The sequence below is a fragment of the Polaribacter sp. genome (assembly GCF_965656025.1).
GTDB lineage: Bacteria > Bacteroidota > Bacteroidia > Flavobacteriales > Flavobacteriaceae > Polaribacter.
The window spans coordinates 1-15,717 of record NZ_CBFHJT010000067.1; the positions used below are offsets into that span (position 1 = coordinate 1).

Below are 15,717 nucleotides of genomic sequence, written 5' to 3' on the forward strand. Positions count from 1 at the left end.
ATTTGTGGGTGCTTGATGTATACCAGAAGAATAAGGAAAAGAACATTCAAATAAAGCATCGTACGTCTTTGTAAGCACAGATATTGCTTCTGCATAAGCTAAACTTTCTGCTTCTGATAATTCTGTGATATCTTTAAACTGTTTTTTGGGAGCAATCATAGCTTCAAAAGGCCAAATAGCCCAAAAAGGAATTAAAATTACAAAATCCTCATTTTCAAAAATAATTCTTTCTTTTGTATCTAATTCTTGTTTTAAGTAATCTCCTAAAAGACTAGAGTTTTTTTCTTTAAAATAATTACGTTGTTGGTTGTCTTTCTTTTCAACTTCGTTTGGTAAGGTAGATTGACTCCAAATTTGTCCATGAGGATGAGGATTACTACAACCCATTACAGCACCTTTGTTTTCGAAAATTTGTACATTATTGATATTTTCTTTACTACCCAAAAAAGCATATTCTTTCTGCCAAACTTTTACAACTTTGTCAATATCATTTACAGCCATATCTGCCAAACTTTTAGAATGATCTGGACTAAAACAAATTACTTTACAAATTCCAGTTTCGCTTTCTGCTTTTAACAAACCGTCATTTATATTGAATTTTGGCGAATCATTTTGCAGTGCAGCAAAATCGTTTGTAAATACAAATACATCTTTATAGTCTGGGTTTACTTCACCATTAATTCTTGTATTGGTAGCACATAAATAACATTTTTCATCATAAGTTGGTCTTATATTTTTAGAAATTTCTTCATTTTGCCCTTGCCAAGGTCTTTTAGCTCTATGAGGTGAAACTAAAACCCATTCACCTGTTAAAATATTAAATCTTTTATGAGAGTAATCTTGTAAATTTGTGTTTTCCATTATAATAGTTTTCTTGATGATTATTTTACTAAGTGCGTACCATTAGAAAGTTCTATAAAATAAACAGAACATTCTTTATCAAACTTATTTTTATAGGCTTTAGAAACTGTTTCTTCGAATGCATTAACTTCGTTTCTTGCTACTAAGTTAATAGTACATCCACCAAAGCCACCACCCATCATTCTTGCTCCTAAAACATATTTATTTTTCTTTGCTTGTGCTACTAAAAAATCTAATTCATCACAACTTACTTTGTATTGGTCAGATAATCCTGCATGAGATTGATAGATTAATTTTCCTAGCCTTTCTAAATCATTATCTTCAATAGCCTTAGCTGCTTTTAAAGTGCGTTCATTTTCTTGAATAACGTATAGTGCTTTTTGATAATTGGTTGGAGTAACTTTATCAATTATTTTTTCTAAATCTGCCTCTGTAGCATCTCTTAAAGCTTTAACATCCAATAATGTTGCAATACTTTCGCAAGCAGATCGCCTATCATTATAAGCACTATCAGACAAACTATGTTTTACATTGGTGTTGATTAATATGAATTGGTGTTTTTTAAAATCAATTTTGTACGGTTTAGATTGTATAGTTCTACAATCTAAATGCAAAGCATTGTCTTTAATGCCGAACATACTTGCATATTGGTCCATAATTCCGCAATTAACACCCACATAATTGTGCTCTGCTTTTTGCGAAATTAAAATCATTTCTGTTTTGGTTAATCCCAACTCAAACAATTCATTTAGTCCAAAAACTACGCTATTTTCTAATGCTGCAGAGGATGACATACCTGCTCCACCAGGTATATTTCCTTTAAAAACAATATTAAAATCCCCAACAACTTTATTTCTATTTTGTATTTCTGCAACTACACCAAAAACATAATTCTCCCAACTTCCTTCTTTAGATGGTTTTAGTTTATCTAAATCAAATTCAATTTTACTATCTAAATCTAAAGCAATAGCTGTGCAACTTCCTGTATCACTTTTTTGAATTGCAGCTGCAATGCCTTTATCAACAGCAGCAGGAAACACAAAACCATCATTATAGTCTGTATGCTCACCAATAATGTTTATTCTACCAGGAGAAAAAACAAGCAAAGGCTCTACCTTAAATGTTGCTTTAAAACTTTCTTTTACTTCTTTTATTAATTTTACCATTATGGTATGTTTTATTTAATATTAATGTTTATGTGATATAAGTGTTTTAACATTATTTCTAACATAACTTAAAACACTATATAGATTTTCTAAACAGTAATTTACTTGGATTAATCACAGATGTTTGTTCGTTTTTTAAAATCATTTCTGCCAATGTTTTTCCCATGAAGTTAAAATCTGTTGAAATGGTTGTAATACCATCTGAGACGACTTCTTTTAATAACGTGTCATTATATGAAATTATACCAATATCTTTAGCTAATTGTAATTTTTGTTCTTTTATTTTTTTAATGATTTTAATCAAATCTTTATCCTCAAAAACGATATATAACTCACCTTTTTCAGGGGTTCTCTTATATATAGTTTTAGTAATTTCATAGTTGATTTTGTAATTACCACAAAAATTTAAAAACCCATTTAACAACTGTTTTGGTTGTTTTTGATCAGAGAATACTAAAACTAGTTTTTCATATTTCCTAATGGCGTGTAAACCTGTAAACAACCCTTTTTGAATATCATTTTCAAAATCTTGGTATATCGCAGGATAATTTTCTAACCCTTTGGGAACTTGATCCAAAAGGTATACCTTATCATTTGGTAAATTTTGAAGAATTACTTGAGTTTCATTAAGGTTAGCAGGCATAATTACGTAATAAGAATAGTTGCCTATACTGTCATTAATTAATTTATTGAAGATGTCATTATTAAAATGATGAAAGAAAATATCAACTTGAATATTATCTCCTAAATTTTCTAAAAAAGAATTATACAGGTCTTCTTTAAAGGAGTTTAATTCATCAAAGAGTAAAAAAACCTTTTTCTTAACTTCTACATCGATACTAGAAACATAATAACCTTTACCAACTACAGAATGAATAATACCTCTGTTTTTTAACTCATTAAAAGCCATTAAAACAGTATCTCTAGATAATTTATGAGTATTTTTTATTTTATTTAAAGAGGGTAATTGATCTCCTTTTTTTAAAGTACCATTAGTGAGAGCGTCTTCTATTGAAGTTACTATTTGTTTATATTTTGGTACACCAATATTTTTTTTAAGTGATACAATTCCCATGTAGCAAATATACAATTTCTTTTAATAAAAACAACTAGTAGGTTCTGGTAGGTTTTTTAATTATTTTTATTAAGTTTGTAGTTTCAAAAATAAAATATAATGAAAAACAAAATAATAGTAACTGGAGGTTGTGGCTATATTGGTTCTCATACAGTTGTAGAATTAATCGAAAATAATTATGAAGTAGTTATTTTAGATGATTTATCTAATTCAACAGAAGACACGTTAGAAAGAATCTTAAAAATTACAGGAACCAAGCCAACTTTTGTCAATATTGATTTAAAAGATAAAACAGCAACTAAAGCTGTTTTTAAAAAGCATAATGATGCTGAAGCAGTTATTAATTTTGCTGCTCATAAAGCTGTTGGAGAATCAGTGCAAAAGCCATTAATGTATTATAAAAATAATTTATATTCTCTGTTAAATACACTTTCTTCACAATTAGAAAACGGTATAAAAGGTTTTATTTTTTCTTCATCAGCTACTGTTTATGGAACACCAGAAACACTTCCAATTACAGAAGAAAATGAAACACAACGTCCGTTTTCTCCTTATGGAAATACAAAGAAAATTGCAGAAGAAATTATTGATGATGTTATAAAATCAGACAGTAAATTACAATCTATATCATTACGCTATTTCAACCCTATTGGCGCTCACGAATCTGGTTTAATAGGAGAGCTACCAAGTGGTGTTCCTAATAACTTAATGCCATATATTACACAGACAGCAGTAGGTTTACGTGAAAAACTAATGGTTTATGGTAATGATTATCCAACAAAAGATGGAACTCCAATAAGAGATTATATTCATGTTGTTGATTTAGCAAAAGCGCATGTTTTAGCTGTAAAAAGAATAATAGATAAAAAACAAGAACAACCTTTTGAAATTTTTAATTTAGGTACTGGAAATGGGTTTTCTGTATTAGATATAATTAATACTTTCGAAGAAGTTACCAATTCAAAATTAAATTATGAAATTACCGAAAGAAGAGCTGGTGATGTTCCAAAACTATTTGCGTCAACCAAATTAGCAAAGGAAAAATTAGGTTGGACAGCTAATAAAAATTTACATGAAATGATTAGTTCTTCTTGGAAATGGGAGCAAAAACTAAGAAATAACAATTAATGAAAAAAGGTTATTTCACCTAAAGCACTATTGTTTTATTAATTTAACAAATAAAAATATTTTACTGTTACTGAAAGAAAAATAAATAGGGAGGAACAATGTATAAAAAACGTTTAAAATAATAATCATAAATAGAATACATTGTTTGTAAATTCTTTAACTAAATTTATTATAACTATTTTGGATTTCAAATTGTTGTTGTTTGGTAATAAGTGATAAGGTGTATTGCATAACAAACATGAATCTCTAAAGAATTTTATTATTAGATTCAGTTTGTATATTACTATAGAGAGAAACATTATAAATTTTAAATAAAAGAATTTTTTTTATTTCTTAATTATAATAATAGGGTTAGGAGATGAAAACAATGAATTAAACTAAATTTTTAAAATTATAAGGGATTATTTTCTAAAAAAGTAGATGTTGTAAATTATTTATATTGGTATTATTAAGGAGTTTTAAGATACTTTAACGTTATTTAAATTAAAAAAACCCTGATAATCAAATAATTAAAAGGGTTTTTCGTACTCAAGGTGGGAATCGAACCCACACTCCCGAAAGAACTGGATTTTGAATCCAGCGCGTCTACCAATTCCGCCACTTGAGCAAGTTATTGAGATTGCAAATGTATTAAATTATTTTATTTTAAAGTCTATAAATTAATTTCAAACTCAATAAATAATTTCTACTTTTGTAAACTCACAACAACACAACAAAAAAACAACTAAATGCCTACAAATCAATTAGCACCAAAACTTTTTGCCTGCAGACAAAGTAAAGATTTAGCAGCTAATATTGCCAAAGAATATAATACAGAATTAGGTAATATTGAAATAACCTACTTCAACGATGGCGAATTTCAGCCCGCATTTGAAGAATCTGTAAGAGGAAGACGCATTTTTATCATAGGTTCCACATTTCCGAATGCAGACAATCTTATGGAAATGCTATTAATTTTAGACGCAGCAAAAAGAGCATCAGCAAGACATATTACTGCAGTAATGCCTTATTTTGGTTGGGCAAGACAAGATAGAAAAGATAAGCCAAGAGTTGCCATTGGTGCAAAATTAGTAGCAAAATTATTAGAAGCAGCAGGTGCTACAAGAATTATGACCATGGATTTGCATGCAGATCAAATTCAAGGATTTTTTGAAAGACCCGTAGATCATTTATTTGCTTCTACTATTTTTATGCCATATATAGAAGGTTTAAAATTAGACAATTTAACAATTGCTTCTCCAGATATGGGAGGTTCTAAAAGAGCCTATGCATATTCTAAACATTTACACGCAGATGTAGTTATTTGTTACAAACAGCGTAAAAAAGCAAATGTAATTGGGCATATGGAGGTAATTGGTGAAGTAGAAGGTAAAAATATTATTCTTGTGGATGATATGATAGATACTGGAGGTACGCTAGCACACGCAGCAAACTTAATGAAAGAAAGAGGTGCTTTAAGTGTACGTGCAATTTGTACACATCCTGTTTTGTCAGGTGATGCCTATGAAAAGATAGAGAACTCTGCTTTAACAGAATTAATTGTTTCAGACACAATTCCGTTAAAAAGAGCTACATCTAAAATAAAAGTAGTATCTTGCGCGCCATTATTCGCAGATGTTATGCATAAAGTGCAAGACAATACTTCGATTAGTGGAAAGTTTATAATATAAATATTTAAAAACAAGTAATGAAATCAATTACAATTAAAGGATCAAAAAGAGAAAGCGTGGGCAAGGTAGCTACCAAAGCCTTACGTAATGCTGGTATGGTTCCTTGCGTTATTTACGGAGGAGATAAGCCAGTGCATTTTTCAGCAGAAGAATTAGCATTTAAAAACTTGGTATACACTCCAAACGTATATACTGCAACAATTAATGTTGATGGACAAAAAATAGCTGCTATTTTACAAGACATTCAATTTCACCCTGTAACAGACAAAATCTTACATGTAGATTTTTATCAGTTATTTGATGATAAAGAAGTAACAATGAACATTCCTGTAAAATTAACAGGTACATCTCCTGGAGTATTAAATGGTGGTTCTTTACGTTTTACAAACCGTAAATTAAAAGTAAAAGCTTTACCAGCTAACTTACCAGATTTTGTAACAGCAGATATTTCTAAATTAAAAATAGGAAATAAATTATTTGTAACATCATTAGCTAATGATGATTACACATTTATGCACCCAGACAATACAGTAGTTGTTCAAGTTAGAACTTCTCGTAACGCAGTTGCAGAAGATTTAGATGAAGATGAAACTACAGATGAAGCTGCAGAAGCACCAGCAGCAACAGAATAGATTTTTATTCTAGCGATTATAATTTTAAAAAGCGTTACATTTTTGTAACGCTTTTTTTTACACCCTGAACTGGTTTCAGGGTCTTTTAATTAAAATAAGTTGCTACTAAAATTAAGAGTACGTAACTTTATATTTCTTCTTACTTTTGAAGAATGAAAATTTTGGTGTTTTTTAAAAATATATTAGGTATTAAAATTGAAAGTAAAGAGGAATTAATGAAAAAATATTTAATAGTAGGTTTAGGAAATATTGGTGATAAATATACCAATACACGACATAATATCGGATTTAAAATATTAGATGAAGTGGCAGAAGATCATAATGTAACTTTCGAAACCGAAAAATTAGGAGACATTGCTAAATTTAGGTTTAAAGGAAGAACTTTTGTTCTTTTAAAACCAAGTACATTTATGAATTTAAGCGGAAAAGCAGTAAAATATTGGATGCAAAAAGAAAAAATAGCCCTAGAAAATATCTTGGTTATTACAGATGATATCAACATAGATTTTGGTACCATCCGTGTAAAAACAAAGGGTTCTGCAGGTGGGCATAACGGATTAAAAGATATTCAAGAGAAATTAGGAACTAATAAATACCCAAGGTTTCGTTTTGGAGTAGGAGCCAATTATTCTAAAGGCAGGCAAGTAGATTACGTTTTAGGCGAATGGAATAAAGACGAAATAAGCCAATTAATAGAACGTTTGCCTGTTGCCACAGAAATTATAACTTCTTTTGGAACAGCAGGTTTAAATAATACCATGAATACTTTTAACGGGAAGTAAATTTTATTACAATCTTAAAAACAGGAAACCCCTCTAGTTTATCTAGAAGGGGTGTTTTTCTTTTTCAATTTTCAATTTTCAACTTTCCCCAAAATTTCTTTAGAAACTTTTTAGTTTTTGGATTTTTTCTTTTATTAAATTGTTTATTCTACATGTAAGAATTAGTTTTTGATTACTGATTTTGTAGTAGAATAATTTTCATTTGAAATTTTAAAATAATAAATACCTGTGTTGTATTTAGATAGATTTATTTTTTGATTATTCGATTTGTTAAAAATTTTAGTTTCTATTTTCTGACCTAGTGTATTAAAAATTTCAATTTTATTAAAAAACACATTAGCTTCTACTGAAACAATATTTTTAGCAGGATTTGGAATAATTGATATTTTTTTAATTAAATATTGGTTATTAGACAGTGTACTTAATTGAACTGTTATAACAAGTCTTTCGCTTTCGCAATTATTAATTGTTTGAGATACATAGTATGAAGTATTACTTACCAATTCTGTAGATAAAGGTAGCGAACTGTTTTCTGTTGGACTAGAGTACCAAGCAAGATTTACACCAGACACATTTAAATCTTCTAAAGTATCACCAGAGTTAAATTCTTGATTAGTATCTCCAATGGGTTTATTTACAGTTGTATTTATTACTTTAGCAGACGTTGTAAACGAACAGTTTTCATTATTTATAATACATGTATAAGACCCAGATTCAGTTGCTGTATATGTATTTGATGTAGCATTAGTAATATTTATATTGTCTTTTTTCCATTGATAACTATTTGCAGACCCTAAAGGTACTGTTAAAACTAATTCTCTACAAAAATTAGAAATATCTATAGGACTAATCTCATAAGATGACGTTAATATTGTTGGTTCTGTAATTTTACTACATGTTGTATTGTTGTCTATTATTTCTAAAGTATAAGAACCTATTGCAGTTGGTAAATAAGATGCATTTGTAGCATTTGTAATCTCATTGCCATCTAAATACCATTGATAACTATAGTCTGAGTTTTCCTCAGTTTCTAAATTAAAATTACTAGAACTACAAACTAAAATACTTCCAGTTATTGAAATATCTGTGCTAGGTAATTCTTTAAATTTAACTTCTATTGTATCTGTATATGTGTTTCCATTTAAAGTAGCGCTACAACTTATATTACCCTCCTCTTCTGGTGTAAAAGTAATCGTATTTTCAGTTGAACCATCAAACCAGGTAGGTTTGTATCCAAAAGGACCATTATAAGTTAAGGTTACTTCTGATCCCGGGCAAATTTCTATGGAATCACCTTCAGCTATTAATTCAGCATTTGGGTTTGCTCCATAAGGAAAGATAGTTTTTTTAAATACCGGTCCCCAATTGCCTTCAGCGTCTTTAGCTCTTATATTAAACAAAATTGGTCCTGAAGCAATATCCCAGGTAACTTGATTTCTAAAAACTTCTTCTACAGCACTATCTAAAGCTCCATCAAATGCTACAATAGCTGTTCCGTTACCTTCTCCAGGGTCAAAATTACCAAAGTAATATTCAAAACCAGTTATAGTAATTTGTTGGGGTGTATCTGTTTCACCTCCAATAAAAATTACTTTTTTAAAGGTTGGCCCCCAATTATCTTCGGCGTCTTTCACTCTTAAATTAAACAATATTGGGCCATATACTGTTTGGGTTACAGAGTAATTAGCTATTATTCCTTCAATAGCAGTGTTAAACTCTCCGTCTGCTGCATTAAGTGCAACACCTTGCCCAAAACCAGGGTCTGTTTGACCCCAATAATATTCTGCATTGGTAATATTATTTTCTTGTGAAAAAACTGTACAACTCAATAAAAAGAATAGTATAAAATATCTCATAGCTATTACTTAATTTTTGTGATATGCTTTGGCCTTAATCTCTATATTTTCATTTGGAAATATATCGGAAGGCATTTCTAAGTCAAAAATAAAGGCACGGCTATTATTTGGGTTTGCTGCGTTGTAGTTTAATTGAGAATAAGGGCCTCCATCGATACCCCTATCATTTATTGTTAAATCAATATCATAATACTTATGGTTTGGATTTCCTGCGTCATTTATTAAAGATAAAGATTCTGAATTAGTAAAAGATAAAGATGTAGCAGTATTAATTGTTTTAGGTAATTTTTTATGATTAAAACTCCATTCAAAATATCCAGAAGAATATTCGTTTGGAAAAATTGAACTAAGTGAATTCCAACCATAATTACGAGAAGGTTCTTGACAAGAGTTATAAATATTTCTTATTAGATTTCTATCTTGATTTGTTGAAAATTGTGGAGATGTTCCACTATCCATATATGAAGGTTTTGGAAATAATGGGGAGGTATCAAAAAGATTACTCGTAAAAATTATATTGTAATATGAAACTCTAAATTGTGTATAGTAATTGCAACACCCACCCAATTGTCCTACAACAGAAAAATAAAGTCTAGGTGCATTTCCAGTTAAAGCATTACAATTATTATCCTTGGATATAAAATTATTATTAAAAATTTCATTGCTTAACTCAATATTTTTATTCCAATTTGTAATATATATGTCATGTAATATATTATTAGATATTATAAATTTTAAATCATCATTATAAAATTGTAGTACTGAAGAAATATTATTATTCGAAATAATAATATTGCCTAATAGTAAATTTGAGTCAGGACCATCATAAATAAATAATTTATTACAATTAGTTTTTAATACATTTCCTGCTCTAATTATTATTTCATTTGCCACATTAGACTCAATAATATTCGGTATTATATAATCTTTATCTATTAAAATATTTTCACATGAAATATTTATTAAATTTAAAGAAGTAGGATTATTTGGTAATCCATCATTTACGGCTAAAACAGAGTAAAAACCTAAATTTAAACCAATTAACTCGACCTTCAATTCTGAAGTACTAGATATTTTAATATTAGCATTAAAATTAATTGTTGTTCCTGCTGTTTGAGGTATAATCTGCAAAGATTTATCAATTGTTAATTCAGCTTCATTATAAGTAGAAGATGTTATAATAATACGGTCTCCATTTTGAGCTGCTGTAACAGCATCTGTAATGGTTGTAAATAAAGTAGTACCATTACCTTGAGAAAGGTTAGGGTTTACAAAACGGTCTGTTGCAAATGCGTTTGCAAAAAGCAATAGTGTAATTACTGTAAGAGGGAATATTCTTTTCATGGTTTTATTTTTTATAAATTATAAATAACTAAAGATTTCAATTTTTTAAGCTAAATCATTATTTAACTTTTTTACAATCGCAGTCAATTGCTCATGTAAATTATTTATTCTGGCTTTTAATATAATAACTTTTTGCTCTGATAGTTTTTTCAAATCAGATGATAATATTTTTAGAAGTTCAATTTTACTAATAATAGAGACTAATAATAAATCATTTTCTAAAGAATCATCTTTGTTTAACTCTAGTATTGGTAAATAGGTTTTAACTATCGAATAATCTGCATAACCAAACAAAGCATTAGAAGCTTCATTTTTCAGACTTGATAATAAATTGTATTTCTCTTCTTGTCCTATATGGTCATTTTTGGTAACGTCTAAAATTTTGAGATTAATTCTACACTCTACCAAGAGCATTTTTTTTAATGATGCTAAAGCTTCCTTTTTTTCAGCTTTATTACTGGCTAATAATTTGTTTACTATAATTGGTAATAAACTTAAAGAGATTGGTTCCATGATTTAATTATTGATTTTATTTTTGCATTACATATAGAGCTCAAAAAAAGTTCTAAAAAAAGCAGTAAAACAAATTTTTTCATTGAAATACATTTTAAAATATTTTCAAATCTAGATTTAAATCTATTATTTTCTCAAAAAATTATACGACATCATAATTTCGCATATTTTTTATTCTATGAAAAACTCTTAAATTTGGGTAGTAAATAATTTTAGAATTTTAATTTTTCCACTTTGCAAAAAACCAACCACACTAACCTATTACTACTTTTTGTCTTTTTCTTGTCGCACACATTTTATGCACAAGAGCCTTTAAAAATTAGTCAAGAATATTTGCTTTTTAAAGATGCTAAGACAAAGGAGCCTGTTATTATTGTAAATGATACCACAGGGTATAGAGGTTTTAATTTTGAAACGCGTTTTAAAACTAAGTTTCCAAAACCATTACAACGCTCTTTATTTAATGACTATCAGTATCAAATAGATGATGTTACTTATTTGGTAGAAAATGGTTGTGGCATTACGTTAACATTTAAAAACAATACTTTTACTCGTATTGACAACTCCTTTAGCCACAAAAATCAATATTTTGCTATTCCTTTTGTATACGATAACAAACCTTATTTATTTTCTGGTTATGGTTTGTTCACCAAAAAAAACATCATTACGTATTATGATTTTGTAACCAACGAGTGGCTCTTAAAAAAAACAAATAATATAGAGAGTATTAGCCCAAGAGTTTCGTCTTTCTTTTTAAAAAAGGGAACCAATCTTTATGTAATGGACTATTTAAGCAAAAGAGACCATGTTTTAGATGAATATGTAAGGCGATTAGATTTAAACACATTTACATGGCACAAAGAAAAAAGAATAAACAAAGACCTCCCTTTACTTAATATTCTCTCTTATTTTCAAATTAGATTACAAATAGACGATAAAGCTGTATCCTTTCATGATAACATTGTTGAAGTAGATTTTTTCAACAATACTGTACAAACATTTGACTATTCAATTTTTAAAAATATTAAAGCGCTTAAATACTTTCAGCGTCCTGAATTGATTACTTATGTATACGAGTCTAACCAAAATTACTATGTTATTAGCGAACCTTACACCAGTTTAAAAGGCAAGCTTATTTCTGAGACGCCTTTGTATGTTAGTGAACAATATTCTATTTTACTGTATGGTTTTTTGATAGTGGTTTTTGCATTTACTTTTTGTTACGGATGTTACAAACTATATGTAAGTTATGTAACAAAGAGACATCAATTATTGTACAACGTTAACAAAGACCAGTTTTTTATAAATAGAAAAATACCATTGCAATTGTCTCCATTAAACAAAGCAGTATTAAAGGTGTTTTTAATGAAAAAAGATAAGTTTTTTGAGTTACAATTATTAAATGATGCGTTGTCTAAAGATTTAAAAGAAGACAACTACATAACCATTAACAAACGAAGAGAAAGGGTACTAAAAGATTTAAAGTTCGAACTCTCTAATGCCTTAAAAATGCCAAAAGAGTCAGTATTTAGTAGACAAAGAAGTCAGCTAGATAAAAGAATGAAAGAGATAAAAATTAACATTACTTTTAAGCAAGTATAAGTTTAGTTTTCACTCGAAAACCACTCTGCAAAACTGGTATCCGTTTCTTGTAATTTTATAGAATGTAGTTTAATATTTACTGGCAATCTTTTCGATATTTTTTTAGCAAAATCAATCACCATCATTTCGCTTGTAGGTTGGTAATCTACTAATAAAACCTCATGCCCTCTGTCCATTAACTCTTTTGCTAATTCTACATGAGGTGTGTTTTTATTAAATACAGTGGCATGGTCAAAAACATCAACAATTTCTTCGTTTACAATCTTTTTTAAATCACCAAAATCTATCACCATACCAAATTTTACATGGGTATTGTCTGCTATGGGTTTTCCAGAAACCGTTACAGAAAGTTTGTACGAATGACCATGAACATTTTTACATTTTCCATTATAACCATATAAAGCGTGGCCTGTTTCAAAATTGAATTGCTTTGTTATTCTAATTGTACTCATTAACGTCTGTTTCTAAATTTGTTGTAAAAGTATACAATAACTAAGGCTATTGCGAGTCCTAAAAATAAAAAATCTCCTCCCATTTTATTTAATCTTTAATTATAAAATCTTCTAAAACATCTGCAATTTTTCTGTTATCAGACAATTGCGGAATTTTATTCTGACCACCAAATTTACCAATAGATTTCATATAATTATGAAAACCACCTTTTTTAACTTTTCTAATAATAAGTGGTCGTAAAATTTTGCCCTCAATTAAGTCTAGATAATAAATATTTTGTGCCTGCATAGATGCATCTACTTTTTGCTCAAATTCTTCTAAATTTTTTGGTTCAGTTTCAAATTCTATAAACCATTCATGATAAGGTAAACCATTTTTCGGATTCACTTGAGGCGCTACTGTAAACTCGCTAATATTAATATCTGTACCTTTTATAGCATCATTTAAAGCCTTTTCTACTTCTTTACCAATTACATGTTCGCCAAAGGCAGAAATAAAGTGTTTTATACGCCCTGTAACTTTTATCCTATAGGGTTTTGTTGATGTAAATTCAACTGTATCGCCAATATTATAGCCCCATAAACCTGCAGTTGTATTTAAAATGATTACGTAATTAACGCCAACTTTTACATCCTTAAGAGAAACTCTTGTGGGGTTTTCATCAAAAAATTCTGTAGCAGGAATAAATTCATAAAAAATACCAGAATCTAGTTGCAATAACATTCCTTTTTCGGTTTGCGAATCTTGGTAAGCAATAAAACCTTCAGAAGCAGGATATAATTCTATGTAATCTATTTTTTTACCAATTAAACTCTCGAATTTGTTTTTGTAAGGTTCAAAATTGACACCTCCATAAATAAAGAAATTAAAATTAGGGAATAATTCTGATACTTTTTTACCAGTTTTATCAATCAGTTTTTCAAAATACATTTGTACCCAAGATGGTATACCACTAATAACAGACATGTCTTCATTAATGGTTTCCTCTACAATGGCATTTACTTTAGTATCCCAATCTTCTATACAATTCGTTTCCCAACTTGGTAATCTATTTTTTAGTAAATATTGTGGTACATAATGTGCCACAATTCCACTAAGTCTACCTAATTTAACGCCATTTTTATCTTGTAAAACAGGGCTTCCTTGTAAAAAAATCATTTTTCCATCTACAAAACTAGCATCGTTTTTTTCTGCGATATAAAACAACAAAGCGTTTCTTGCTGCTTTTATATGCGTTGGCATAGAATCTTTTGTAATAGGGATGTATTTTGCCCCAGAAGTTGTACCAGAAGTTTTGGCAAAATATAGGGGTTTACCTGTCCAAAGTACATCAGATTCGCCAGCAACGATTCTATCTACATAAGGTCTTAATCCTTCGTAATCTGTAACTTTAACTTGTTTTTTAAAATCAGCATAATTAGAAATGGCACTAAAATTATGGTCTTTACCAAACGCAGTTTTGCTGCCTTTAGCAATTAAATTTTTAAAAACCTTTTCTTGTGTTTTTAGTGGATTTTTTGCCCATTTATACACTTTTTTAGTGGCTATTTTAGCAAAAGGAATTGCAAAAAAAGATTTAATACTCATTATTTAAAATCTATAAAATTTGTTGGATTTATGGCATAACCACCTTTCCAAAGTTCGAAATGTAAATGCGGACCTGTTGTTAATTCTCCTGTAGAACCTACACTTGCTATAACTTCGCCAGATTTTACAAAATCCCCTTGTTGTTTTAGCAAATTACCATTGTGTTTGTATACAGAAATAAAATCTTTATTGTGTTTTAAGATAATCACATAACCAGTTTCTGCGCTCCAACCAGAAAAAATTACAGTACCATCTGCTGCAGCTTTAATAGGTGTACCAGTTTTTGCAACAATATCTACTGCAAAATGTTTAGAATTGGCATCAAAACTTTGAGAAATAGTCCCTTTTAAAGGCGCAAAAAATACAATTTTCACATTGCTTTTGGCGTTGTCTAAAAGTGCAAATTGAGTTATTTTATCTACCTTTTCTCTAAATAAAGAATCTTCTTTACTAGCATCTAACTCACTTTCATCTATGGTTATTTGTCTAGCTTCTACTTGTAAAGAGTCTATTTGTTCAGAGGTAATTTCTCCAGTTAAAACTGGTTTTAATGCTTTTGTATAGTTTTCTAAAATGGCCAGTTTTTGTTTTAAAGAATCTGCCTCAAAAGTTAGTTTTACAGCATCTGCTTTTAATTTTGTAGATGAATACCCAGGTATATACTCTTTAATTGGTGTAAATGCAATAATTACAGAAGTTACAGCGATTAAAAGAATAGAGAAAATACCACCCAAAACAAATACGTTTAAACGAGATAGTTTTAAAGAAAAACGTTCTTCAAAAGTATCTTCATTTAAAACAACTAACCTGTATTTATCTGTTAGTTTTTGTTTTAGTTTCCCCTTTTTTTTATCCTTTTTGCTCACAAGTTAAGGTTTGTTAATTACAAATATACAACCAAAGCCATTTAATGGTTTTTTACTTATAACGATGTAAAAATAATTAAATTATTTTCTATAAAAATTCATTTCGTCTATATAACGCCAAACCTCTTTGGTAAGCATGGGCTGTATATTTTTATTTTGTTGTATTCCTTTTCTAATCATTG

General features: G+C 29.0%; 14 protein-coding genes, 1 tRNA gene and 1 pseudogene. 5 read left to right on the forward strand and 11 right to left on the reverse strand.

Translation table 11 applies throughout. The features are described 5' to 3' along the window. From galT to ACTG3S_RS11760, 3 genes are all read right to left on the reverse strand, one after another. A partial coding sequence (gene galT / locus ACTG3S_RS11750; protein WP_439129542.1) for a galactose-1-phosphate uridylyltransferase occupies nucleotides 1-861 on the reverse strand: 861 nt, incomplete at its 3' end. A 20-nt stretch (nucleotides 862-881) separates the two neighbouring features. After that, the gene (locus ACTG3S_RS11755) at nucleotides 882-2,027 is read right to left on the reverse strand and encodes a galactokinase (RefSeq protein ID WP_439129543.1); all 1,146 of its coding nucleotides are present in this window, start codon (nucleotides 2,025-2,027) and stop codon (nucleotides 882-884) included. 76 nt (nucleotides 2,028-2,103) lie between these two features. Further along, complete coding sequence (locus ACTG3S_RS11760; protein WP_439129544.1) at nucleotides 2,104-3,102, reverse strand: GntR family transcriptional regulator; 999 nt, start codon at nucleotides 3,100-3,102, stop codon at nucleotides 2,104-2,106. A 99-nt stretch (nucleotides 3,103-3,201) separates the two neighbouring features. Here ACTG3S_RS11760 and galE point away from each other — a divergent pair, with 99 nt between their 5' ends. Further along, nucleotides 3,202-4,230 (forward strand): UDP-glucose 4-epimerase GalE, encoded by a 1,029-nt coding sequence (gene galE / locus ACTG3S_RS11765; protein WP_439129545.1) that lies wholly within the window; start codon nucleotides 3,202-3,204, stop codon nucleotides 4,228-4,230. A gap of 525 nt (nucleotides 4,231-4,755) precedes the next feature. Here galE and ACTG3S_RS11770 read toward each other — a convergent pair. Further along, nucleotides 4,756-4,837, reverse strand: a tRNA-Leu gene (locus ACTG3S_RS11770). A gap of 121 nt (nucleotides 4,838-4,958) precedes the next feature. Between ACTG3S_RS11770 and ACTG3S_RS11775 the strand changes: the two genes are divergently transcribed. The 3 genes from ACTG3S_RS11775 to pth all read left to right on the forward strand — a co-directional run bounded on the left by ACTG3S_RS11775 (nucleotide 4,959) and on the right by pth (nucleotide 7,314). Next, complete coding sequence (locus ACTG3S_RS11775; RefSeq protein ID WP_439129546.1) at nucleotides 4,959-5,900, forward strand: ribose-phosphate pyrophosphokinase; 942 nt, start codon at nucleotides 4,959-4,961, stop codon at nucleotides 5,898-5,900. Nucleotides 5,901-5,917: 17 nt separating this feature from the next. Continuing rightward, nucleotides 5,918-6,532: a 50S ribosomal protein L25/general stress protein Ctc gene (locus ACTG3S_RS11780; RefSeq protein ID WP_439129547.1), complete on the forward strand. Its 615-nt coding sequence runs from the start codon at nucleotides 5,918-5,920 to the stop codon at nucleotides 6,530-6,532. A 215-nt stretch (nucleotides 6,533-6,747) separates the two neighbouring features. Next, nucleotides 6,748-7,314: an aminoacyl-tRNA hydrolase gene (gene pth, locus ACTG3S_RS11785; RefSeq protein ID WP_439129548.1), complete on the forward strand. Its 567-nt coding sequence runs from the start codon at nucleotides 6,748-6,750 to the stop codon at nucleotides 7,312-7,314. Between the two features lie 161 nt (nucleotides 7,315-7,475). Here the strand turns inward: pth and ACTG3S_RS11790 are convergent, their stop codons facing one another. Genes ACTG3S_RS11790 through ACTG3S_RS11800 form a run of 3 tightly spaced genes read right to left on the reverse strand, consistent with a single transcriptional unit; the run spans nucleotide 7,476 to nucleotide 11,027 of the window. Further along, entirely contained in the window at nucleotides 7,476-9,170 is a 1,695-nt protein-coding gene (locus ACTG3S_RS11790; protein WP_439129549.1) for a T9SS type A sorting domain-containing protein, read from the reverse strand. Between the two features lie 9 nt (nucleotides 9,171-9,179). After that, a complete protein-coding gene (locus ACTG3S_RS11795) occupies nucleotides 9,180-10,514 on the reverse strand; it encodes a hypothetical protein (RefSeq protein WP_439129550.1) in 1,335 nt (444 codons plus the stop codon). A 45-nt stretch (nucleotides 10,515-10,559) separates the two neighbouring features. Continuing rightward, nucleotides 10,560-11,027: a hypothetical protein gene (locus tag ACTG3S_RS11800; protein ID WP_439129551.1), complete on the reverse strand. Its 468-nt coding sequence runs from the start codon at nucleotides 11,025-11,027 to the stop codon at nucleotides 10,560-10,562. Between the two features lie 234 nt (nucleotides 11,028-11,261). Here ACTG3S_RS11800 and ACTG3S_RS11805 point away from each other — a divergent pair, with 234 nt between their 5' ends. After that, complete coding sequence (locus ACTG3S_RS11805; protein ID WP_439129552.1) at nucleotides 11,262-12,629, forward strand: hypothetical protein; 1,368 nt, start codon at nucleotides 11,262-11,264, stop codon at nucleotides 12,627-12,629. Between the two features lie 2 nt (nucleotides 12,630-12,631). Here the strand turns inward: ACTG3S_RS11805 and ACTG3S_RS11810 are convergent, their stop codons facing one another. From ACTG3S_RS11810 to ACTG3S_RS11825, 4 genes and pseudogenes are all read right to left on the reverse strand, one after another. Continuing rightward, complete coding sequence (locus tag ACTG3S_RS11810) at nucleotides 12,632-13,081, reverse strand: 6-pyruvoyl trahydropterin synthase family protein (protein ID WP_439129553.1); 450 nt, start codon at nucleotides 13,079-13,081, stop codon at nucleotides 12,632-12,634. Nucleotides 13,082-13,169: 88 nt separating this feature from the next. Beyond that, nucleotides 13,170-14,669, reverse strand: coding sequence for a GH3 auxin-responsive promoter family protein (locus tag ACTG3S_RS11815; protein ID WP_439129554.1), 1,500 nt, complete (start codon nucleotides 14,667-14,669; stop codon nucleotides 13,170-13,172). Beyond that, complete coding sequence (locus ACTG3S_RS11820) at nucleotides 14,669-15,535, reverse strand: M23 family metallopeptidase (RefSeq protein WP_439129555.1); 867 nt, start codon at nucleotides 15,533-15,535, stop codon at nucleotides 14,669-14,671. Before ACTG3S_RS11820 ends, ACTG3S_RS11815 begins: the two co-directional genes overlap by 1 nt. Before the next feature lie 81 nt (nucleotides 15,536-15,616). Beyond that, nucleotides 15,617-15,717 (reverse strand): annotated as a pseudogene (locus tag ACTG3S_RS11825) (nicotinate (nicotinamide) nucleotide adenylyltransferase); the annotation flags it as partial.

Bases quoted from the DNA above. Each gene is read 5' to 3' on its own strand.
- galE (WP_439129545.1), top strand. From the start codon at position 3,202: ATGAAAAACAAAATAATAGTAACTGGAGGTTGTGGCTATATTGGTTCT.
- ACTG3S_RS11780 (WP_439129547.1), top strand. From the start codon at position 5,918: ATGAAATCAATTACAATTAAAGGATCAAAAAGAGAAAGCGTGGGCAAG.
- ACTG3S_RS11810 (WP_439129553.1), bottom strand. From the start codon at position 13,081: ATGAGTACAATTAGAATAACAAAGCAATTCAATTTTGAAACAGGCCAC.
- ACTG3S_RS11815 (WP_439129554.1), bottom strand. From the start codon at position 14,669: ATGAGTATTAAATCTTTTTTTGCAATTCCTTTTGCTAAAATAGCCACT.
- ACTG3S_RS11795 (WP_439129550.1), bottom strand. From the start codon at position 10,514: ATGAAAAGAATATTCCCTCTTACAGTAATTACACTATTGCTTTTTGCA.
- ACTG3S_RS11755 (WP_439129543.1), bottom strand. From the start codon at position 2,027: ATGGTAAAATTAATAAAAGAAGTAAAAGAAAGTTTTAAAGCAACATTT.
- ACTG3S_RS11800 (WP_439129551.1), bottom strand. From the start codon at position 11,027: ATGGAACCAATCTCTTTAAGTTTATTACCAATTATAGTAAACAAATTA.
- pth (WP_439129548.1), top strand. From the start codon at position 6,748: ATGAAAAAATATTTAATAGTAGGTTTAGGAAATATTGGTGATAAATAT.
- ACTG3S_RS11760 (WP_439129544.1), bottom strand. From the start codon at position 3,102: ATGGGAATTGTATCACTTAAAAAAAATATTGGTGTACCAAAATATAAA.
- ACTG3S_RS11775 (WP_439129546.1), top strand. From the start codon at position 4,959: ATGCCTACAAATCAATTAGCACCAAAACTTTTTGCCTGCAGACAAAGT.
- ACTG3S_RS11790 (WP_439129549.1), bottom strand. From the start codon at position 9,170: ATGAGATATTTTATACTATTCTTTTTATTGAGTTGTACAGTTTTTTCA.